Annotated in this window: 22 protein-coding genes; 11 read left to right on the top strand and 11 right to left on the bottom strand. The window is 53.5% G+C overall.

Going from position 1 to position 19,666, the window contains the following annotated elements:
* Positions 1-63 precede the first annotated feature (63 nt).
* On the top strand, positions 64-1,080 hold the full coding sequence (gene mtnA, locus AK59_RS0104135) for an S-methyl-5-thioribose-1-phosphate isomerase (RefSeq protein WP_029882123.1): 1,017 nt from the start codon (positions 64-66) through the stop codon (positions 1,078-1,080).
* 43 nt (positions 1,081-1,123) lie between these two features.
* Positions 1,124-1,594: an SRPBCC family protein gene (locus tag AK59_RS0104140; RefSeq protein WP_020685647.1), complete on the top strand. Its 471-nt coding sequence runs from the start codon at positions 1,124-1,126 to the stop codon at positions 1,592-1,594.
* A gap of 63 nt (positions 1,595-1,657) precedes the next feature.
* Here AK59_RS0104140 and AK59_RS0104145 read toward each other — a convergent pair whose 3' ends face one another.
* From AK59_RS0104145 to AK59_RS0104155, 3 genes are read right to left on the bottom strand one after another with little or no spacing between them, the layout of a single operon-like run.
* Complete coding sequence (locus AK59_RS0104145; RefSeq protein WP_029882124.1) at positions 1,658-2,200, bottom strand: 1,2-dihydroxy-3-keto-5-methylthiopentene dioxygenase; 543 nt, start codon at positions 2,198-2,200, stop codon at positions 1,658-1,660.
* A complete protein-coding gene (gene mtnC, locus AK59_RS0104150; protein WP_029882125.1) occupies positions 2,197-2,886 on the bottom strand; it encodes an acireductone synthase in 690 nt (229 codons plus the stop codon). The genes AK59_RS0104145 and mtnC overlap by 4 nt, the downstream gene beginning before the upstream one ends.
* Complete coding sequence (locus AK59_RS0104155; RefSeq protein ID WP_013097612.1) at positions 2,883-3,497, bottom strand: methylthioribulose 1-phosphate dehydratase; 615 nt, start codon at positions 3,495-3,497, stop codon at positions 2,883-2,885. Before AK59_RS0104155 ends, mtnC begins: the two co-directional genes overlap by 4 nt.
* A 122-nt stretch (positions 3,498-3,619) precedes the next feature.
* Between AK59_RS0104155 and AK59_RS0104160 the strand changes: the two genes are divergently transcribed.
* Positions 3,620-4,780 carry a pyridoxal phosphate-dependent aminotransferase gene (locus AK59_RS0104160; protein ID WP_029882126.1) on the top strand — a complete coding sequence of 387 codons (1,161 nt, stop codon included), beginning with the start codon at positions 3,620-3,622 and terminating at the stop codon, positions 4,778-4,780.
* Here the strand turns inward: AK59_RS0104160 and AK59_RS0104165 are convergent, their stop codons facing one another.
* The 3 genes from AK59_RS0104165 to citR form a co-directional block, all read right to left on the bottom strand.
* Positions 4,781-5,407 (bottom strand): IbrB-like domain-containing protein, encoded by a 627-nt coding sequence (locus AK59_RS0104165; RefSeq protein WP_013097610.1) that lies wholly within the window; start codon positions 5,405-5,407, stop codon positions 4,781-4,783.
* Positions 5,392-6,615 carry a phosphoadenosine phosphosulfate reductase gene (locus tag AK59_RS0104170; protein WP_029882127.1) on the bottom strand — a complete coding sequence of 408 codons (1,224 nt, stop codon included), beginning with the start codon at positions 6,613-6,615 and terminating at the stop codon, positions 5,392-5,394. Before AK59_RS0104170 ends, AK59_RS0104165 begins: the two co-directional genes overlap by 16 nt.
* 171 nt (positions 6,616-6,786) lie before the next feature.
* Positions 6,787-7,686, bottom strand: a complete 900-nt coding sequence (citR, locus tag AK59_RS0104175; protein ID WP_029882128.1) for a DNA-binding transcriptional repressor CitR — start codon at positions 7,684-7,686, stop codon at positions 6,787-6,789.
* 638 nt (positions 7,687-8,324) lie between these two features.
* Here citR and ahpC point away from each other — a divergent pair.
* A complete protein-coding gene (gene ahpC, locus AK59_RS0104180; RefSeq protein WP_008501015.1) occupies positions 8,325-8,888 on the top strand; it encodes an alkyl hydroperoxide reductase subunit C in 564 nt (187 codons plus the stop codon).
* 188 nt (positions 8,889-9,076) lie between these two features.
* Entirely contained in the window at positions 9,077-10,642 is a 1,566-nt protein-coding gene (gene ahpF / locus AK59_RS0104185; RefSeq protein WP_029882129.1) for an alkyl hydroperoxide reductase subunit F, read from the top strand.
* Positions 10,643-10,702: 60 nt separating this feature from the next.
* On the opposite strand, the gene uspG is transcribed toward ahpF, so the two are convergent.
* Entirely contained in the window at positions 10,703-11,131 is a 429-nt protein-coding gene (gene uspG, locus AK59_RS0104190; RefSeq protein ID WP_013097606.1) for a universal stress protein UspG, read from the bottom strand.
* 180 nt (positions 11,132-11,311) lie between these two features.
* Between uspG and AK59_RS0104195 the strand changes: the two genes are divergently transcribed.
* Positions 11,312-12,550: a zinc-dependent alcohol dehydrogenase gene (locus tag AK59_RS0104195; RefSeq protein ID WP_013097605.1), complete on the top strand. Its 1,239-nt coding sequence runs from the start codon at positions 11,312-11,314 to the stop codon at positions 12,548-12,550.
* A gap of 107 nt (positions 12,551-12,657) precedes the next feature.
* On the opposite strand, the gene rnk is transcribed toward AK59_RS0104195, so the two are convergent.
* On the bottom strand, positions 12,658-13,068 hold the full coding sequence (gene rnk / locus AK59_RS0104200; protein WP_013097604.1) for a nucleoside diphosphate kinase regulator: 411 nt from the start codon (positions 13,066-13,068) through the stop codon (positions 12,658-12,660).
* A 267-nt stretch (positions 13,069-13,335) separates the two neighbouring features.
* Between rnk and AK59_RS0104205 the strand changes: the two genes are divergently transcribed.
* The gene (locus AK59_RS0104205) at positions 13,336-13,953 is read left to right on the top strand and encodes a flavin reductase family protein (RefSeq protein WP_013097603.1); all 618 of its coding nucleotides are present in this window, start codon (positions 13,336-13,338) and stop codon (positions 13,951-13,953) included.
* Here AK59_RS0104205 and rna read toward each other — a convergent pair.
* Both rna and dcuC read right to left on the bottom strand, forming a co-directional pair.
* Entirely contained in the window at positions 13,947-14,756 is an 810-nt protein-coding gene (rna, locus tag AK59_RS0104210; RefSeq protein ID WP_029882130.1) for a ribonuclease I, read from the bottom strand. The two genes, AK59_RS0104205 and rna, sit on opposite strands and share 7 nt — an antisense overlap.
* A gap of 93 nt (positions 14,757-14,849) precedes the next feature.
* On the bottom strand, positions 14,850-16,217 hold the full coding sequence (gene dcuC / locus AK59_RS0104215; RefSeq protein ID WP_020685657.1) for an anaerobic C4-dicarboxylate transporter DcuC: 1,368 nt from the start codon (positions 16,215-16,217) through the stop codon (positions 14,850-14,852).
* 581 nt (positions 16,218-16,798) lie between these two features.
* Between dcuC and pagP the strand changes: the two genes are divergently transcribed.
* Both pagP and cspE read left to right on the top strand, forming a co-directional pair.
* Positions 16,799-17,416: a lipid IV(A) palmitoyltransferase PagP gene (gene pagP / locus AK59_RS0104225; RefSeq protein ID WP_249430231.1), complete on the top strand. Its 618-nt coding sequence runs from the start codon at positions 16,799-16,801 to the stop codon at positions 17,414-17,416.
* A 190-nt stretch (positions 17,417-17,606) separates the two neighbouring features.
* Positions 17,607-17,816: a transcription antiterminator/RNA stability regulator CspE gene (gene cspE / locus AK59_RS0104230; RefSeq protein ID WP_002439184.1), complete on the top strand. Its 210-nt coding sequence runs from the start codon at positions 17,607-17,609 to the stop codon at positions 17,814-17,816.
* A gap of 219 nt (positions 17,817-18,035) precedes the next feature.
* Here cspE and crcB read toward each other — a convergent pair whose 3' ends face one another.
* Positions 18,036-18,419: a fluoride efflux transporter CrcB gene (gene crcB / locus AK59_RS0104240; RefSeq protein WP_029882131.1), complete on the bottom strand. Its 384-nt coding sequence runs from the start codon at positions 18,417-18,419 to the stop codon at positions 18,036-18,038.
* 67 nt (positions 18,420-18,486) lie between these two features.
* On the opposite strand from crcB, the gene AK59_RS0104245 reads away from it, so the two are divergent.
* The gene (locus AK59_RS0104245; protein WP_029882132.1) at positions 18,487-19,275 is read left to right on the top strand and encodes a deaminated glutathione amidase; all 789 of its coding nucleotides are present in this window, start codon (positions 18,487-18,489) and stop codon (positions 19,273-19,275) included.
* Between the two features lie 125 nt (positions 19,276-19,400).
* The gene (tatE, locus tag AK59_RS0104250; RefSeq protein WP_013097596.1) at positions 19,401-19,604 is read left to right on the top strand and encodes a twin-arginine translocase subunit TatE; all 204 of its coding nucleotides are present in this window, start codon (positions 19,401-19,403) and stop codon (positions 19,602-19,604) included.
* The last annotated feature ends 62 nt before the right edge of the window (positions 19,605-19,666 follow it).

A 19,666-nucleotide genomic window follows, 5' to 3' on the forward strand; every position in this document is an offset into this window, starting at 1 on the left:
TCTATACATCTGGATTTCATCCTGACACAATGTGCTACAACAACGCAACAGGGAATTAACGACATGCAGACATTACAGACGACCAGCCTGCGGGTGGCGGATAATCAGCTCTTTATTCTCGACCAACAGGCCCTTCCGCAGGAGAAACGCTGGCTTGACGCCTCAACGGTCGAGGCGCTGGTGGGGCATATTCACGCCCTTAGGGTGCGCGGTGCGCCGCTGATTGGTCTCTCTGCAAGTCTGCTGCTGGCGCTGCTGGCGGAAAAGGGGAAAAGCCGCGACGAGCTGGCGCTGGCGCTGGAAACGCTGCGCGCTGCCCGCCCGACGGCGGTCAACCTGATGAACAATCTCGACCGCATGAAGCAGGCGCTTTGGCAGGAAGATTTCGTTCCAGCGCTGGTGAAGGAAGCTCTGCGACTGATTGACGAAGACAGGCAGCTTTGTGACGCCATTGCGACAGCGGGCAGCGCGCTGGTGAAGCCCGGTAGCCGCCTGCTGACCCACTGTAACACTGGCGGTCTGGCGACTGCAGGCGTCGGCACTGCGCTGGGTGTTATTGCTCGCGCACATCAGGAGGGCAACGTCAGCAACGTCTGGGTGGATGAAACCCGTCCGCTGCTGCAGGGCGGCAGGCTGACCGCGTGGGAGCTCGGCGAGCTGGGCGTGCCGTATCAGCTGATTACCGACTCCATGGCCGCCAGCCTGATGGCAAAAGGGGAGGTGGATGCCGTGTGGGTGGGGGCAGATCGTATTGCCGCCAACGGCGATGTGGCGAACAAAATCGGTACCTATTCCCTGGCGGTGCTGGCGAAATTTCACGGCATTCCGTTCTATGTCGCCGCCCCGCAAACCACCCTCGACCCGGCGTGCCCGAACGGTGAGGCGATCCCGATTGAGCAGCGCGCGACCAGTGAAGTAACGGGCGTGGCGGGAAGCTTCGGCGCGGTACAGTGGGCACCGGAAAATGCGCAGGTTTACAACCCGGCGTTTGACGTCACCCCAGCCTCGCTGATTAGCGGCTGGGTACTGGATACGGGCGTGGTCACGCCGGAAGCGGTAGCAAAGGGGAAATTCGCCTGAGTCCGGCTATCCTTGTAAGGGGTTCCCCTGAGAGGACAACATCGTGACGCTCGATCCCGAAACAGACTTAAAACTGGAACGCGTGGTGGATGCACCGCGCGACCTGCTGTGGCTTTGCTGGACGACGCCAGAGCACATCAAAAACTTCTTTATTCCTGCCCCCCATAAAGTGACCGAATGCGACCTCGACCTGCGCGTGGGTGGACGGTTCAATACCGTTTTCGACGTGGACGGGCAAAAAATGGACAATAAAGGTGTTTTCCTGGAAATCGATCCCGGCAAAAAGCTGGTCTTTACCGACGGCTATACCGAAGGGTGGAAACCGGCCGAAAAGCCGTTTATGACGGCGATTTTGTTGCTGGAAGATCTCGGGGAGGGCAAAACCCGCTATACGGCGATTGCGCGCCATCCCACGAAAGAAATCCGTGAGCAGCATGAACAGATGGGCTTCCATGAAGGCTGGGGGATCGTGCTGGATCAGCTGGTGGGGTATGTGAAGGGATTGAAGCATTGAAGATAAAGCGGCCTGATGCCCTCACCCCAGCCCTCTCCCAAAGGGAGAGGGAGCAATTTTCACCTATGCCAGACGCGGATACGCATCCGCAATCGCATCACCGGTAAACTGCGCCACCCAGCCCTCCGGATTATCGAATATACGGATGGCCGTAAAGTTTGGCTCTGAGCCCATATCAAACCAGTGCGGTGTGCCTGCTGGCACCGAAATCAGGTCGTTTTTCTCGCACAGCACCTGATACACCTCATCGTCAATGTGCAGGCAGAACAATCCCGCGCCTTCCACGAAAAAGCGCACTTCATCTTCGCCGTGGGTGTGCTCGTTGAGGAATTTGGCGCGCAGCGCTTCTTTTTGCGGGTTGTCGGCGCGCAGGCTGATCACATCCCAGCTCTGATAGCCTTTCTCCGCGACCAGCTTGTCGATGGCATGCTGGTAAGCGTCAATGACCACTTCTGGGGCAGGGTCGCGACCTAAATCACGGTCAGCCGCCCAGCGTTCAAAACGCACGCCTTTGGCGTTGAGCTGTTGGGCGATCTCGGCGGCGTCGGTGCTGTGCCACAGGTGCTTACTGGCGTCTTTATCGGAATAAATGGTTAATGCGCTCATGAAGGGATCTGCTCCGGGTTAATCTCGTCGAACTGGTGAACCTGATGATGGTGGCTTGCACCGTCATCATCACCGCGAATCAGCTGCAGGGTGCGAAAACCGGCCTGCTCAGCGGCGTCCAGCTCCTGATGGATATCCGACAGGAACAGGATCTGCGACGGGGCAATGCCCGTCTGCGCCGCAATATTCTGATAAGACTGCACCTCACGCTTGGCACCAATATGGGTATCAAAGTAGCCGCTGAACAGATGAGTAATATCACCTTCATCGCTGTAGCCAAATAACAGTTTCTGCGCAGCGACGGAGCCAGAGGAATAAACATAGAGATCAAGACCTTGCGCTTTCCACTTTTCCAGCGCGGGCAGCACGTCCGGGTAGAGATGGCCGGTAAAGTCGCCGTTGACGTAACCGTCGTGCCAGATAATTCCCTGCAGGGCCTTCAGCGCCGTCGATTTACGGTCTTCATCCATAAAGGTGAAGAGGGTCTCGATAAGATCGCTGACGCTGGCGTGCGGAGCGTCGATTTCATCGCGCAGGTTGTCCAGAATCGATTTGACCGGCTCGGCGTACTGCTGGGCGGTGACGAAGGCCGCCAGACGCTCACGCGCATAAGGGAACAAAACATCATGGACAAAACGGATATCGCTGGTGGTTCCCTCAATATCCGTCACAATCGCGCGAATCATATCTTCTCCAGTTGTCGTAAACGCATTTCGCATTCAAATAAGAATTCTAATCCTTCCAGATGACGGCGGGCTTCGGCCACATCACGTCCCCAGCAGGTTAAGCCATGGCCGCGCAGAAGAAAACCATAATTAAGCGGGCGCTCCTGGGCGTAATGGGCGATTCGCGAAGCGAGGGCGTCTATATCCTGGTCGTTATCGAATACCGGAATGGCAACCGTAGCCAGATGCGTGGTCTGCCCGGTGAGGGATTTTTGCATCTCAAAGCCGCTGATGTGCAGCTCCGCCTCTTTCACCAGCCGCGAGAGCACCGTGGCGTTCACCGTGTGGACGTGCAGTACGGCGTTGGCCTCCGGGAACAGGCGATAGATGAGCGTGTGTAACCCGGTTTCGGCCGAAGGTTTACGTCCAGAGGGGGCGCGATTGGTGGCGATCTCTACCTGCAGAAAATCATCCGGCGTGAGGCTGCCTTTGTCTTTGCCGGATTCACTGAGCCAGCACAGGTTTTCATCCTGACGTACCGACATGTTGCCGCCGGTGGCGGGGGCCCAGCCTTTGGCACCAATCCAGCGGCAGGCTTCGACCAGTTGCGTGAGTTGCAGGTTGTCTGTCATTTCCTTTTACCCTCTCGGTCAGGAATATTCATATTGTTTAGACGTCTAAGCGTCTTGATTGCCAAAGACTAACATCGTGTTATAGTGGCAGCAACATAAGTATTACAAGCAGGCACCCCACAATGAGCAATAACGCATTGATTCCGCAAAGCAAACTTCCCAACCTGGGCACCACTATCTTTACGCAGATGAGCGCTCTGGCCCAGAAGCACAACGCCATTAACCTCTCGCAGGGGTTCCCGGATTTTGATGGTCCAGGCTATTTGCAGGAGCGTCTGGCCTGGCACGTTGCCCAGGGGGCGAATCAGTATGCGCCGATGACCGGTGTGCAGGCATTGCGTGACGCCATTGCGGATAAAACGGCGGAGTGCTATGGCTATCAACCGGATGCCAACAGCGACATTACGGTGACGGCAGGTGCGACCGAAGCTCTGTATGCGGCCATCACCGCGCTGGTTCGCGCGGGCGATGAGGTTATCTGCTTTGACCCAAGCTACGACAGCTATGCGCCTGCCATCGAACTGTCCGGCGGCGTGGTGAAGCGCGTGGCATTACAGCCGCCGCATTTTCGCCCCGACTGGCAGGCGTTTGCTGCGCTGCTGAGCGACAACACCCGGCTGGTCATTCTGAATACACCACACAACCCGTCGGCGACGGTGTGGCAGAAGAGCGATTTCGCCGCGCTGTGGCAGGCCATTGCGGAACATGAAATTTATGTCCTGAGCGACGAAGTGTATGAGCACATCTGCTTTGCCGGGGAAGGGCACGTCAGCGTGCTGGCCCATCCGCAGCTTCGCGAGCGCGCTGTGGCGGTGTCGTCATTTGGTAAAACCTATCATATGACCGGCTGGAAGGTGGGGTACTGCGTGGCACCGGCGGCCATCAGCGCGGAGTTGCGTAAAGTGCACCAGTACCTGACGTTTGCGGTGAACACGCCTGCCCAGCTGGCGCTGGCCGATATGCTGCGCGCTGAGCCTGAGCATTACCGTGAGCTGCCCGAATTTTACCGCGCACGCCGGGATCGGTTTGTGAGTGCCCTGAGTCAGAGCCGTCTGGAGATCCTGCCGTGTGAAGGCACCTATTTCCTGCTGGCCGATTACAGCGCCATCTCCGATCTGGACGACGTCAGTTTTTGCCAGTGGCTGACCAAAGAGGTGGGCGTGGCGGCGATCCCGTTATCCGTCTTTTGCGCCGATCCCTTCCCGCATAAGCTGATTCGTCTCTGCTTTGCGAAACAGGAATCGACGCTGCTGGCGGCGGCAGAGCGTCTTAACGCGCTCTGATTATTTGACCGTCCAGGCTTCTGAATAACGGCGGTCTGCAAAGAGTTCCAGCAGACCGTTGATTTGCTTGAGGCGCAATACCTCGTCGCTATCCATTCCCAGTTCCTGACTGATTCTCTCGTCGTCCCAGCCAAGCTGCACCAGCTCGCGGACGATATCGGACATCGCATTAATTTGATGGCGGCCGCGCGCCCGATTGTGGCGAATGGTGGCCGCTATCCGGTCGAACTTTTTCTGCCGCTCTTTACGCAGACAGGTGACAGGAAGATAGCCTTTAAGCTGGCGTTTCAATACTGCCCGGTTGGACCCAATTTCATGCCGATGGAAGCCATCGACAATTTCATAATGCCGGGCCTCACTTTCCGTCACTACAATGGGTTGGGTAAAACCGTCCATCTCCAGGGATTTACAGAGCAGCCGTTTTTCCGGCGGGGCAACGTTGTTGGGGTTGTAATCGTTCGCGGTAATCTCGTCCTGTTTGATCCACAGCACGCAGTCGACAGGCTGTTCGCGAAAAGGGCTATTTTCATGGATGGCCTGGCGAAAGGCGTTAATGGCTTCAATGCGTTTATCTTCGGGCAGAGACTGAAGATAATTTTTCATCTCGTTAATTAATTGCTGCTGCATAAGATCCCCCACTCCTTGCGTTTTGATTTCATCCGTTCGCTGTAACGCTGGTAATGCCTGGGTTTGTTCGGACTGAATGACAGCGCCCGGCACCAGTAGTCATTGTTGAGTAATACCTTGCACACGCGTCGCCAGGACGGGATATCTTTGGCGCCGATATCGCCCTCCTGGGTGTCGGGAATATCGGCCATGCCTCTCTTCTGATACCAGTGCAAATAGATCGCGATTTTATTGCGGTAATGTTCCGCAGTGGTGTGCGGCATGCTGTCGAGAAGCAGCATGGCGTATTCCCGCCAGCTGAGCGCGTCGGGTTTCAGAATTTTGCGGTGGCCATAGAAATGATTGTCCTGCCCCGCGTAGACCCCGCCACTGTGCACGCCGTTTACCCGCTCACACATCGCCGCCCAGCGTTCGGGCTCCACAACATGATAGAGCCACAACCCCTGACGCTGCTCCGGGCCAAAGGGTTCACAGATGCGCATATAGCGCGGCGGCACGCCAGCCTGAAACATCAGGTCGTAAAGCGGGTTATAGCACCCGCCCGTTTTCGCAAACCAGGTCCAGATATCGGCGGTTTTCCAGTCATAAAGCGGATAGACATACCAGGCGTGCCCGCCAGGGGCGACGGTGGTCCAGGGTTTGTCATCGGCAAAGCGCTGCTTTCGTGCGTTAGCGATCGTCAAAAAGCGATTGTAGGATTCATCGGCACGAATACCGATCATCATTGCTGCCGGGCGCCTTTTGGCAAACCAGTCGGAAAATTCACGAACAAAGGCCTCGAAGGTCATGCCCGGCTGGTAGAACGAGAAGTAATCGGGATCGGTTACCGCCTCTTCCGGGGGCGTGCGTACCCAGTTTTTACCCGGCTCCCAGCATTGCCATTCGGGCTGGAATTGTGAGAGCGAATTTTGCGTGGTCAACGGGAGCGCTACCCACCAGCATTTTTCAATCACATCGGCGTATTGTGCGATCATGTTATTCACATGCTGAATGGTACAGGTGAACTGTGCTTCCCAGTCGATAAATAACAGACAGATTTTCTTTCCCATTTTTCGGGCTTGTCGGGCCGTTAAATGGAACATAATGGTGGAATCTTTTCCGCCAGAAAATGAAACACAGACCCTTGGCAGATTCTCAAGCGTCCATGTTATGCGCTCTGTGGCAGCGTCAAGGACATTTTGATTAAGTGGATGCTTATAAATTGACAAAGGCAACTCCTCCTGGAAATAAATACCGGACGTTCATGTCAATGCAGGAGAGAGAATAATAGTAGTGAAAATAAAGGCAGGTAAATCAAAAAAGGCAGATTTTTTATTATCTATAAATGAGGATTATATTTTGATGAGAGAAATGGCTGTAAATATCACAGCCATTTGGATTTATTTTTGCGCGATCTGCTCAACAAACTTCGAGAAAACCGAGCTGTTAAGCGCTGAGCGGTTATAAACCATGAAGACTTCCATTTGTGGCAGCATGAAGGGGGCGTCCACTTTTTTCAGTCGCAATACGTCACGGTATTTTTCATACAGGACTTCCGGAATATATCCCACTAAATGCGATGCGCTGATCATGTTTATGATTGAAAAGAGAGAGTCGCAGCGAAAACCGATTGTCCTGTCGGCATGCACTTCCTCAGTCTTTGACTGATAGTGTTTCACACCCGCTTCATCGCTCAGGAAGATCGTAAACTTCTCTTTCTGCAGCTCTTCCAGGGTAGCGGTCTCCTGCAGGCGGGGGTGATCCTGGCTGCACACCAGAATCATTCGGTAATTAACATAGGGAACGCACACCATTGAGCGATTGTTGATAGGCGCAATGGAGAAAATTAAGTCTGCTTTGCGGTAGGCAAGCAGGTCTTCTGCGGAATCCGCGGACAGCAGCATGTCATGAAGCTCTATTTCATAATTGTGCTCTCGCATCAATAGCTTCATAGGGCTGAGCAGATTGTCAGTTGTCAGAACCTGCGGGCAGTAGATGACAAAATTCTTTTTGAGCGATGAGCCATGCATGATGTTGATGGTCTGCTCAAGCTGATTGAGGTTTTGCTCAAGATGATGATGCAAATTTGCCCCAACGGTGGTGGGAGTGATCCCTTTTCCCGAACGGATAAACAGCGGATCGTTCAGCTGGTTACGCAGCCGCTGCAGGGATTGACTGACCGCGGAAGGCGTTATGTAGAGCGTTTCTGCTGCCTTGCTGATGCTCAGGTGTTGGTAGATGCATTCGAAAATGACCAGCAGATTGAGATCGAATTTTTTTAAGTCGTAAAGATTTGCCATGTTTCATCCTGAGTGTGCTGCGTTGCGTTATCACATCACTGATAACTATAGAAGGAACGTAACCATTTACCATCCTTGATGGTTAGTTCGCTTAATTATGATTGAAAACCAACTTAATATATCACGAACGTAGATTAATGAAATAGAACTTCAATAATGGTTAAGATATTTTTACCTTTAAAATAGAAAACAGAACTGAATAAAAATAGTCAGATCTATATATGGACAAGTAATTATCACTCATTTTTATTTTTACTGGCGTGAGCATTAGCGGCGATGGGGAATGCTTAGTTTGGTAAAACCTATCACAGCCATAGATATGATTATCCCTTCAATCCATTGCCCTGTCCCGACACGAGTGCTGTAATCGAGGGGCTGTAACGACCTTGATATAAAGGTATGTAGAGCGCAACGCAACGCCAGTCTCACTGGCACTGAAAGTTCCTGTGGAAAGTTCAGGTATCAGGGCCGCCCACCAGGGCGGCCTTTTTACTTTCGGGCTTTTATTCATTGGGTTCACAACGTTGTCTTGTTCGGGTTGTTAGGTATGGCTGATTGATTTGATAAAGCAAACGCATTAGCCCATGTAGCGAAAGTTCGTTACCTTACATCTCAACGAAAACACGGAGGAAGTACAGATGTCTTTGATTAACACCAAAATTAAACCTTTCAAAAACCAGGCGTTCAAAAACGGCGAATTCATTGAAGTCACTGAGAAAGATACCGAAGGCCGCTGGAGCGTGTTCTTCTTCTATCCGGCTGACTTCACTTTCGTTTGCCCGACCGAACTGGGTGACGTGGCCGATCACTACGATGAACTGCAGAAGCTGGGCGTAGACGTGTACTCTGTCTCTACCGACACCCACTTCACCCACAAAGCGTGGCACAGCAGCTCTGAAACCATCGCGAAAATCAAATACGCGATGATCGGTGACCCGACTGGCGCCCTGACCCGTAACTTCGACAACATGCGTGAAGATGAAGGCCTGGCAGACCGTGCGACCTTCGTTGTTGACCCGCAGGGCATTATCCAGGCTATCGAAGTTACCGCTGAAGGTATCGGCCGTGATGCATCTGACCTGCTGCGTAAAGTGAAAGCCGCTCAGTACGTGGCGTCTCACCCAGGCGAAGTGTGCCCGGCGAAATGGAAAGAAGGCGAAGCGACGCTGGCTCCATCTCTGGACCTGGTCGGCAAGATCTAAGTCTGTAAAGCCTGGCGGCGCTGCGCTTGCACAGGCCTACAGTATCGTAGGCCGGGTAAACGACGTGCCACCCGGCAACCCATGGGCGCCCCCCGCGCCCATTTCATTCCAGCACCATGATGCAAGTTGCATTCAGGCCGCCCGTATAAGGCAGCTTGCATGATGACGTTTTTAGAGAGGGAAGAACAATGCTCGACACTACAATGAAAACCCAGCTCAAGGCATACCTTGAGAAACTGACCAAACCTGTTGAGCTGATTGCCACGCTGGACGACAGCGCTAAATCGGCAGAAATCAAGGAACTGCTGGCGGAGATCGCCGAACTGTCACCGAAAGTGACCTTCAAAGAAGCGAACGATCTGGCGGTGCGTAAGCCATCTTTCCTGATCACCAACCCGGGCTCTGATCAGGGGCCGCGTTTTGCCGGCTCACCGCTGGGCCACGAATTTACCTCACTGGTGCTGGCTCTGCTGTGGACCGGTGGGCATCCGTCGAAAGAGGCGCAGGCGCTGCTGGAGCAGATCCGCGATATCGACGGGGATTTCACCTTTGAAACTTACTATTCGCTCTCCTGCCACAACTGCCCGGACGTGGTGCAGGCGCTGAACCTGATGTCAGTCCTGAACCCGCGTATTAAACACACCGCAATTGATGGCGGCACTTTCCAGAACGAAATCACCGATCGCAACGTGATGGGGGTTCCGGCAGTGTTCCTGAATGGTCAGGAGTTTGGCCAGGGCCGTATGACCTTGTCCGAAATTGTGGCCAAAGTGGATACCGGCGCCGAAAAACGTGCCGCAGAAGAGCTGAACAAGCGCGATGCGTATGATGTACTGATTGTCGGCTCTGGCCCGGCGGGCGCCGCGGCAGCGGTCTATTCCGCACGTAAAGGTATTCGTACCGGTCTGATGGGCGAACGCTTTGGCGGCCAGGTGCTGGATACCGTGGATATCGAAAACTACATCTCTGTGCCGAAGACCGAAGGCCAGAAACTGGCTGGCGCACTTAAAGCGCACGTCAATGATTACGCAGTGGATGTAATCGACAGCCAGAGCGCCAGCAAGCTGGTTCCTGCCGCAGTCGAAGGTGGCTTACACCAGATTGAAACTGCTTCCGGCGCGGTGCTGAAAGCCCGCAGTATTATCATTGCCACCGGTGCCAAATGGCGCAACATGAACGTGCCAGGTGAAGATCAGTATCGCACCAAAGGCGTGACCTACTGCCCGCACTGCGATGGTCCGCTGTTTAAAGGCAAACGCGTGGCGGTGATTGGCGGCGGTAACTCCGGTGTTGAAGCGGCTATCGACCTGGCGGGCATTGTTGAACACGTTACCCTGCTGGAATTTGCACCAGAGATGAAGGCAGACCAGGTTCTGCAGGATAAAGTACGCAGCCTGAAAAACGTCGACATCGTGCTGAATGCGCAGACCACGGAAGTGAAGGGCGACGGCAGTAAAGTCACCGGTCTGGAGTACCGCGACCGCGTCAGTGGCGATGTGCACAGCGTTCCGCTTTCGGGGATCTTCGTGCAGATTGGTCTGCTGCCAAACACCACCTGGCTGGAAGGCGCCATTGAGCGTAACCGCATGGGCGAGATTATCATCGATGCCAAATGTGAAACCAGCGTGAAGGGCGTATTTGCAGCGGGCGACTGTACTACCGTGCCGTACAAGCAGATCATCATCGCGACCGGTGAAGGGGCGAAAGCGTCTCTGAGCGCGTTCGACTACCTGATTCGCACCAAAACAGCATAATAAAAGTCAGTAAGACTGCACCTGCACCAGGAGAGGCCACCAGAAGGTGGCCTCTTTTTTTTATCTCACGACCATCACCGGAATGTGGGTGTGACGGATAACGCTGGAGGCGTTTGAACCCAGCAGATGCGTGGTAATGGACGGATTGCGTGAACCGATAACCACCACGTCGGCGTTCAGCTCGCTCGCCAGCTCGTTAACGGCATCGCGCACGCTGCCAAACCGGACATGCGTTTTAATGCGGGAAGGATCGATGGTGAAGTGCCCGACCATCGTTTGCAGGCGATTTTCCGCCTCGTGCTGCAGATGCTCTTCAAAGCGGCGTACATCGGCGGCAAAGCGATGCAGACTCAGGCTGGCAGAACCCGGCAGCACGTGTAGAAGATGAATAATCCCGTCCTGCTGCGCCAGAAATTCCGCATGGCGTACGGCCTTGTCGCTCAGCTCCATCTCAAAAACATCAACCGGCATAATAATTCTTTGATACATACCCGTTTCTCCTTGTTTATAAACGCTGGAATCATTCAACCATAAAATGAATATGGTTTTTGTAAGCGCTGCGGCACTTTTCTGTTTTTCCCAGGATAAATCTCAAAAGCCCGCTAATCCCGGGCAGTTCGTCAGGGAACGCTACCCTTAAATACTTACCCGGATCCTTTCGGAGGTCGCATGAAAGCACTCACGTACCACGGTCCACATCATGTTCGTGTCGAGAATGTCCCCGATCCTGTTATTGAACAACCTGACGATATTATCCTGCGCGTAACGGCCACGGCGATCTGCGGATCGGATCTGCATCTCTACCGCGGGAAGATCCCCAAAGTTGAACACGGCGATATTTTTGGCCACGAGTTCATGGGCGAAGTGGTGGAGACGGGCAGGGAAGTGAAGACGCTGCAAAAAGGCGACCGGGTGGTGATCCCGTTTGTCATCGCCTGTGGTGACTGCTTCTTTTGCCGCCTGCAGCAGTACGCGGCCTGCGAGAGCACCAACGCCGGGCAGGGCGCCGCGCTGAATAAAAAGCAAATTCCCGCGCCCGCAGCGCTGTTTGGCTACAGCCATCTTTATGGCGGCGTGCCCGGTGGACAAGCGGAATACGTTCGGGTGCCCAAAGGTAACGTTGGGCCGTTCAAAGTGCCTCAGCTGCTCTCCGATGATAAAGCGCTGTTCCTCTCCGATATCTTGCCTACCGCCTGGCAGGCGGCGAAAAATGCCCAGATTGAAAAAGGCTCCAGCGTCGCCGTTTTTGGTGCAGGACCGGTGGGGTTACTGACCATCGCCTGCGCGCGGCTGTTAGGTGCCGAACAGATCTTTGTGGTTGACCATCACCCGTATCGTCTGCGTTTTGCCGCAGAGCGCTACGGCGCTATCCCCATCAACTTTGATGAAGACAACGACGCAGCGGAAAAAATCATTGAGCAAACCGCAGGCCAGCGCGGCGTGGATGCCGTCATTGATGCCGTGGGGTTTGAAGCCAAAGGCAGCACCACGGAAACCATCCTCAGCAACCTTAAAATTGAGGGCAGCAGCGGTAAAGCGCTGCGTCAGTGTATTGCTGCTGTTCGACGGGGTGGGGTGGTGAGCGTGCCCGGCGTGTATGCGGGCTTTATCCATGGCTTCCTGTTTGGTGATGCCTTCGATAAGGGGCTCAGTTTTAAGATGGGCCAGACCCACGTCCACGCCTGGCTTGGCGAGTTGTTACCGCTGATCGAAAAAGGGCTGCTGACGCCGGAGGAGATTGTCACCCACTATCTGCCGCTGGACGATGCCGAACGCGCCTACCGGATCTTTGAAAAACGGGAGGAGGCGTGCCGGAAGGTGATTCTGGTGCCCGGTGCAGAAACGCCGGAAGCGGCGGAACAGCAGGTTAAAGGGCTGGTGAATGCGTTTCCGGGTGGGGTGGTTTAAGACGGTTCCCTTACCTGCGGCACGATATAGGACGTCCAGGTGAATCTGCGGAAAGAGGATGCGCAGGCATCCTCTGTGCAACGCGGGTCGCGCTTGTTCAGATGGGATTAACGCAGGTAATCGCCTGCCGCTTCTGGCTGGTAGAGCAACGCCAGCACTTCCAGATGGGTCGAGGCACCGCCCGGCAATTCCCAGTGAATGGTATCCCCCGTACGCAGGCCCAGCAGGGCCGCGCCGACCGGTGCCAGCACGGAAAGCTGAGCGCTGCTGTCGGTCATTTGCGCCGGGTAGACCAGCGTGCGGGTTAACTCTTCGCCCGTTGTCAGGTTGCGGAATTTGACCTGGCTGTTCATGGTGACCACGTCATGCGGCATGGACTCCGGGGTACACATCTGCGCCCGGTCGAGCTCTTCATTCAGGGCATCGGCTACCGGGAGCGAGGCGAATTCTGGTTTCTCCAGAAGTCGGTCAATACGTTCTGCGTCAAGTTCATTGATAATGATGGTGGGTCTGGACATTTTTTACTCCATGTCGTTAATGCTGCGTGTAACGCAGAAACCAATCCAAAAGAAAACCCTCGCCGTCTGGCAGCGAGGGTTTAACTCTCCCGATGATACTGTCTGCGCACGCAACTTTGAAGTGATAGAGGTCACATTCATGGGCCATATGAATTTTCGCTGAAATTTATTCAGTCTGCATTTCTGGCGGATTGCGTTACGCTGAACGTTCTGAATCAGGATAGTGGGTAAACGCAGTTCGCGTCTGACCTTTATTAAGAGAGCGCTATGTACTTTTATCAACCGTCACAGGGGCATGGCCTGCCGCATGACCCGCTGAATGCCATTATTGGTCCGCGTCCGATTGGCTGGATCTCCTCCTGCGACCAGGCAGGACAGATCAACCTGGCACCGTATAGCTTCTTTAACTGCTTTAACTACCGCCCGCCGATTATTGGCTTTTCCAGCAACGGCTGGAAAGACAGCGTGCGTAATATTAACGAAACGGGTGAGTTTGTCTGGAACCTTGCCACGCGCGATCTGGCTGAGGCGATGAATCTCACCTCCGCTACGCTGCCTCACGATCAAGACGAGTTCTCTTTTTCCGGATTGACGCCAGCGGCAAGCCAGCTTGTAAAGGCGCCACGCGTGGCCGAGAGTCCGGTGAACTTTGAGTGCCGCCTGTCGCAGTGTATTCAGCTGACCGGCGCCGACGGCACACCGGTTGACACCTGGCTGGTGCTGGGCGAAGTGGTGGGGATTCATATTGCCGAATCGCTGCTGGAAGAGGGGATCTACCAGACGGCGAAAGCGCAGCCCATCCTGCGTGCGGGTGGGCCGACGGCCTATTATGGCATCAGTGATGAACACCGCTTCGATATGGTGCGCCCGATTGTGGATCAGTAACCCACTTTATCGATAACAAACTGTTTGCCACAGTTACCCGGATGTGGCTGTGGCGCAAAAGAGCCGGCAGACAGCGGGTTATTAATGGTGCTGGCCTTAAGCGAGATCTGCATTTCGGTCAGATAGGCCGGATTACCATTGCAGGTCAGTTTGAACGCTTTGATGTTGTCTTTGCTCCAGCTTTTCGCCACGGCATTATCAAAATCTTTACGGCTTACCGATTTACCGTAGTTATCCGCCAGGAATTTACCCACCGCGCTGTTTTTTATCTCCTGATTCATCCGTACCATGGTGCCGAAATAGGCGTCAGGATCAAAGCCGAAGCAGACGCCGTGTTTGGCGTACTCATAGCGTTCCAGGCAGGAGTTACCGCCAGCACCGGGCATGACGCTGTTCAGCTTTGCGGCACCCGACAGTGATAGCCCGGTTTCGGCGGCTGAGCATTTGCGGCTGGCTTTGGCTTCCGGCATGTTCGGGATTGGGCGGGTCGCGCAGCCAAAACGCATCCAGCGGCGTTCATCCACGCCGCGTGCGGCGATGGATTTTGGCAGGCCAGGCCATAATCCGTGTACGGTTAGATAATCGGTCTTGTTATTGCTCTCTTTTTGCAGACGGCACTCTTCGGGTTCGTTACGGTTACGTTCAGCCATGCTCTGGCAGAACCCGGTTTGCCAGGAAAGCGCCAGAACGTAGCGATCGAAATCGCCATACTGCGTGGCTTTGAGCGGATCCGCCTGCGCGGAGAAGACACAGAGTGCAAGCGCCATGGCGCCAGACGGGATAACGATATCCTTCCTGAACATGTGATTTCCTGATGGGTTAACGCGATAGATTTCTGGAAGTTATTAAAGCACAAAAAGCGCCCGCAGGCGCTTTTTGGATATCGGTCATTTTACTCAGGCTGCGCCAGGAACCAGCACTTCGGTTGCGATAATCACGATGATCAGGCCCACAAGCACCGGGACCGACGTGCGTTTTACCACTTCGAACGGCGAGATTTTTGCCATCCCGGCGACCGCGACTACGACACCTGATACCGGCGAAATGGTACGACCGAGGTTAGACGCCTGAAGCATGGGAATGGAGAGGTAAGCCGGGTTAATACCGGAAGAATGTGCCAGTTTTGGGATCATCTCAACGAAGGCGTAGAACGGCGCGTTGCCTGAACCGGTGGTCATAGCTGCCAGCATGGTCAGCACCACCAGTACCAGCATCAGGATAATGCTGGCAGAGCCGAACGACGTGGCGATGGAGATGAGGCTCTGAATAAAGCCGATAGTGCTCAGACCCTGCGCGAAGACGCCTGCCGCCACCAACAGCATCACGACGCCTGCAAACGCATCGGCCATACCGCGATACGCCACTTCCAGGCCAGAAAATACCTTCTGAGTGTTGAAACCGCGAATAAATTCCAGCATGGCGGCCAGCAGCATACAGATAACCAGAATGGTAATGATGTGCAGCTGTGGTCCCCATTTGCCGTCAAAAATCAGCACGCCGATGATAGGCGTGAACGGCAGAATGGAATAGAACGCCGGGGCGGTGGTGGTGATTTCATTCACGTCCATCATTTCGTGGCTGATGTGCTCTTTTTTATCGAGATAACGCTGCCAGAAGAAATGCGCGATCCCCATGCCCACGATAGCCACAATGGAAATCGGCAGCGTGGTTTTAAAGGCGAAATCGATGAGTGACATTTCCGCGGCTTTCGCCGCCAGTACGACGTCGCCAGAGGTAGGGGAGAGAATAATGGCCGCTGGAGAGGCGCAGATAGCCGCCGCTGCACCACGGCTAATGCCGACGTTAACCATCACCGGGAACAGGGTAGCCATTAACAACACCCCCAGGCCAGTGGCTGACGACACGGCCAGCGACATCAGACAGGCGAGGAAGTAGGCTGCCACCATCAGCAGATACGGGGAGTTGATGTACTGCAGCGGTCTGGAGGCCAGCTTCACGACCATATCGTTGGCACCAATATGGGTCATGTAGGCGGCAAAACCGCACAGCATCATGATCATCATGCCCAGATCGCCACCACGGCTCATGAGCAGAATTTTAATGTATTCAACAATGTCTGTGGCGGTATACCCGGTGCTGGCTGCGCTGGCGGGTAAGACCTGGTGACCCATCAGGGCGCTAACGATCAGCAAGGCCAGGCCGCCGACAAATAACACGCCCGTGGCGGAATACCCCTTAATGATGTAGCGTGCTACACCGACAATGACGACGACTCCGATAAGGAGCTCGAAAAACGTAAGCATGATTTCCCCTGTATCCTTGCTGCCCGAGAGCACAAATAATCAATAAAAAAGAAGGATGAGAATGTGCCGAATTAATGGCCAGTCCTTGCTGATTAAAATCAATAAATATACTACTAAAGCAGATGTTAGCGATATTTTTGCCATGGTGATGGCAATAATGACATATGGGTATTGACCGATGACAACAGTGGAGTATGTCATTTAAATGCTAATGAGTTGTTAATTTATTGATTCTATATTAACACGTTCCTGAATAAGAGGGGAAAAGACTTTTCCTGCCGGTGCGCGTTGGTGAGTGGGGCCGTACAGCGTTTCGTGAGAAAGGGGCTGAGCAGCACGAAAACACTGGCTGTAGAGGCTAATGATAATCTTTATACCTTGCAGACAGGGCGTTATGTTTGCTCTGAAAGCCATATTAAATGCAGGGTTATTTTTGCCGGTGGGCATTATTAAAAAAGGTTTAAACGCGCCTGGGAGATGAATATTCAACAGGCCGCCGTGCCGCTCTCAGAATATTCTCGCAAAGTGGCTGATTAATTAGGAGTAATGCCGATGCCGTTAAGGCTCCATTCAACTATTGTATGGTAAACTTTGCCTCGAATACTAAGAATGGTAATTGCATTGTGATCTTACGTAATAAATTTTTCTTCATTTTTCTGTTTATTTTTGCACAGTTAACGCTCTCTTCTGTGGCACAGGCTGAAGAGAACGCGACGGATAAAGGCTGGTTCTCCACCTTTACAGATAATGTTTCGCAGACCTGGAATGCGCCAGAGCACTATGATCTCTACGTGCCGGCCATCACCTGGCATGCACGCTTTGCCTACGACAAAGAAAAGACCGATAAATATAACGAGCGCCCGTGGGGGGCAGGTTTTGGTCAGTCGCGCTGGGACGAAAAGGGCAACTGGCACGGTATTTATCTGATGGCCTTTAAAGACTCCTTTAACAAATGGGAACCGATCGGTGGCTATGGCTGGGAGAAAACCTGGCGTCCGTTAGCTGACGACAACTTCCACGTTGGCCTGGGCTATACCGCCGGGGTGACTGCACGCGACAACTGGAACTATATCCCCATTCCGGTTCTGCTGCCGCTGGCCTCAATTGGTTATGGCCCTGCAACGTTCCAGATGACCTACATTCCCGGTACGTACAACAACGGTAACGTTTACTTCGCCTGGATGCGTTTTCAGTTTTAACTGAAAAAAGCTGACAAAGCGGTGAAAAAATGTGCAGTCGTTGATTCATATGGGATAAAAATCCGCCAGCGAAAATTAACGCGACTTTAGTCACTTTTTATCAAAGATCCGCTGGACAAAAGGTCCCACAATTGTTGTACTGGTAACCGACACAGCATTTGTGTCGTTTTTTAATGTAAAGGTAATTTTGATGTCTAAGATTAAAGGTAACGTTAAGTGGTTTAATGAGTCCAAAGGATTCGGTTTCATTACTCCTGAAGATGGCAGCAAAGACGTGTTCGTACACTTCTCTGCAATCCAGTCTAATGGTTTCAAAACTCTGGCTGAAGGTCAGCGTGTAGAGTTCGAAATCACTAACGGTGCCAAAGGCCCTTCTGCTGCTAACGTAATCGCTCTGTAATTCAGACGCGTCAGCAAGAATTTCAAAACCCGCTCACTGAGCGGGTTTTTTTCGTTTTGCATCAGCCAAGCAGATACATCTTCAGGAAGCTGGCAACGATCAGTACGCTCAACAACACCACGCCTGCGCTCATCAAACTCTCTTTCATTCTGTCACCCTCGTTCTGTATTGGCACCAGAGTGACAGAGAAAAATTAAGCCAACATTAACGCTTCGGCAGTTAGTGGGGGCTGGCGGAAGAAAATAGCCAGAATGCGATCCCGGTCATCGCAAAAGAGCCGAGCATATTTATCGCAACGTTCAGCAATGCCCAGCCGATACGGCCTTCCTGAAACAAAAACACCGTTTCCGCAGAAAAGGTGGAGAAGGTGGTTAAACCGCCGCAGAACCCGGTGGTAATCAATACTTTCCACATGGGATCGATGTGCGTCATACGGTTAAACCAGGCCAGACCCATGCCAATGATAAACGCACCAATCAGGTTTGCGGCCAGTGTTCCCATTGGAATCGCCTGATGCAGTGGATTAAACCGCATACTCAGGAACCACCGCGCAACGCTCCCCGTCCCCCCACCAATAAAAACAGCTAAAAGGAGTTGTAACACTGTAAATACCTGCTATTTGATGTGTAAGAGTGGCGAGTTTAACGCTGTTTATGATTAGGGGACAAATATGTATGTTGCGGTAGGGCAGTTTGCGGTCACGCCTCGCTGGCATGAGAACGCGGCGCAGTGTGTCTCGCTGATGAAACAGGCACAACAGAAGGGAGCGTCATTGCTGGTGCTGCCAGAGGCCTTGCTGGCACGTGATGATAACGACCCGGATTTGTCGGTGAAATCCGCGCAGCCGCTGGATGGCGCGTTTTTACAGCAATTACTGGCCGAGAGCGCGGGTAATGACATGACCACAATTTTGACGGTCCATGTGCCGTCAACGCCTGGCCGGGCAGTTAACACACTGGTAGCCATCCGTGGCGGCGTCATCATCGCCAGCTATGCCAAGCTTCATCTCTATGATGCGTTCAGTATCCAGGAGTCGCGCCTGGTTGACCCGGGGGAGTGCGTTCCACCCCTGATCGCAGTTGATGGTCTAAACATTGGGCTGATGACCTGCTACGATTTGCGTTTTCCTGAGCTGGCGTTGAGCCTGGCATTACAGGGAGCGGATGTGCTTGTTCTGCCTGCCGCGTGGGTTAAAGGGCCGCTGAAAGAGCATCACTGGGCCACGTTGCTTACGGCGCGCGCGCTGGATACCACCTGTTATGTGGTCGCGGCAGGGGAGTGCGGCAATAAAAATATCGGGCAGAGCAGAGTGATTGACCCGCTGGGCGTCACGATTGCCGCCGCAGCGGAAGGTCCGGTTTTACTGATGGCGGAGATAATTTCAGAAAGGATAGCGCTTGCACGGCAGCAATTACCTGTTCTTCGCAACCGGCGTTTTGCGCCACCGCAATTATTGTGATGTTTTTTTCAACAATGCTTGATTCACCTTGTTACAGGTTGCTATTGTGTGCACGCGCCAAATGACCGTTAATATGATCCGGTTTTGACGCTGAATGAAGCCTGTTTTAAGTAAAGAAGGTATCTATGGGTGAGATTAGTATTACCAAACTGCTGGTGGTTGCCGCACTGGTCGTCCTGCTGTTTGGTACCAAGAAGTTACGCACGCTGGGTGGTGACCTGGGTGCCGCCATCAAAGGCTTTAAGAAAGCGATGAACGACGATGACGCGGCAGCGAAGAAAAGCGCCGAGGATACCGTTCCGGCTGAAAAGCTCTCTCACAAAGAGTAACGGCAATGCCTTAAGGCTTGCGAAAAAAAACCGGCTCAACAGGCCGGTTTTTTTGTATTCCT

The sequence above is a fragment of the Enterobacter sp. T1-1 genome, from assembly GCF_000710795.1.
GTDB classification, from domain to species: Bacteria; Pseudomonadota; Gammaproteobacteria; order Enterobacterales; family Enterobacteriaceae; genus Enterobacter; species Enterobacter cloacae.

What these genes read in the sequence shown, in the direction of transcription:
- mtnA (WP_029882123.1), top strand. Translation starts at nt 64, where the DNA reads ATGCAGACATTACAGACGACCAGCCTGCGGGTGGCGGATAATCAGCTC.
- AK59_RS0104145 (WP_029882124.1), bottom strand. Translation starts at nt 2,200, where the DNA reads ATGAGCGCATTAACCATTTATTCCGATAAAGACGCCAGTAAGCACCTG.
- mtnC (WP_029882125.1), bottom strand. Translation starts at nt 2,886, where the DNA reads ATGATTCGCGCGATTGTGACGGATATTGAGGGAACCACCAGCGATATC.
- AK59_RS0104155 (WP_013097612.1), bottom strand. Translation starts at nt 3,497, where the DNA reads ATGACAGACAACCTGCAACTCACGCAACTGGTCGAAGCCTGCCGCTGG.
- AK59_RS0104160 (WP_029882126.1), top strand. Translation starts at nt 3,620, where the DNA reads ATGAGCAATAACGCATTGATTCCGCAAAGCAAACTTCCCAACCTGGGC.
- AK59_RS0104165 (WP_013097610.1), bottom strand. Translation starts at nt 5,407, where the DNA reads ATGCAGCAGCAATTAATTAACGAGATGAAAAATTATCTTCAGTCTCTG.
- citR (WP_029882128.1), bottom strand. Translation starts at nt 7,686, where the DNA reads ATGGCAAATCTTTACGACTTAAAAAAATTCGATCTCAATCTGCTGGTC.
- ahpC (WP_008501015.1), top strand. Translation starts at nt 8,325, where the DNA reads ATGTCTTTGATTAACACCAAAATTAAACCTTTCAAAAACCAGGCGTTC.
- ahpF (WP_029882129.1), top strand. Translation starts at nt 9,077, where the DNA reads ATGCTCGACACTACAATGAAAACCCAGCTCAAGGCATACCTTGAGAAA.
- uspG (WP_013097606.1), bottom strand. Translation starts at nt 11,131, where the DNA reads ATGTATCAAAGAATTATTATGCCGGTTGATGTTTTTGAGATGGAGCTG.
- AK59_RS0104195 (WP_013097605.1), top strand. Translation starts at nt 11,312, where the DNA reads ATGAAAGCACTCACGTACCACGGTCCACATCATGTTCGTGTCGAGAAT.
- rnk (WP_013097604.1), bottom strand. Translation starts at nt 13,068, where the DNA reads ATGTCCAGACCCACCATCATTATCAATGAACTTGACGCAGAACGTATT.
- AK59_RS0104205 (WP_013097603.1), top strand. Translation starts at nt 13,336, where the DNA reads ATGTACTTTTATCAACCGTCACAGGGGCATGGCCTGCCGCATGACCCG.
- rna (WP_029882130.1), bottom strand. Translation starts at nt 14,756, where the DNA reads ATGTTCAGGAAGGATATCGTTATCCCGTCTGGCGCCATGGCGCTTGCA.
- dcuC (WP_020685657.1), bottom strand. Translation starts at nt 16,217, where the DNA reads ATGCTTACGTTTTTCGAGCTCCTTATCGGAGTCGTCGTCATTGTCGGT.
- pagP (WP_249430231.1), top strand. Translation starts at nt 16,799, where the DNA reads ATGGTAAACTTTGCCTCGAATACTAAGAATGGTAATTGCATTGTGATC.
- cspE (WP_002439184.1), top strand. Translation starts at nt 17,607, where the DNA reads ATGTCTAAGATTAAAGGTAACGTTAAGTGGTTTAATGAGTCCAAAGGA.
- AK59_RS0104245 (WP_029882132.1), top strand. Translation starts at nt 18,487, where the DNA reads ATGTATGTTGCGGTAGGGCAGTTTGCGGTCACGCCTCGCTGGCATGAG.
- tatE (WP_013097596.1), top strand. Translation starts at nt 19,401, where the DNA reads ATGGGTGAGATTAGTATTACCAAACTGCTGGTGGTTGCCGCACTGGTC.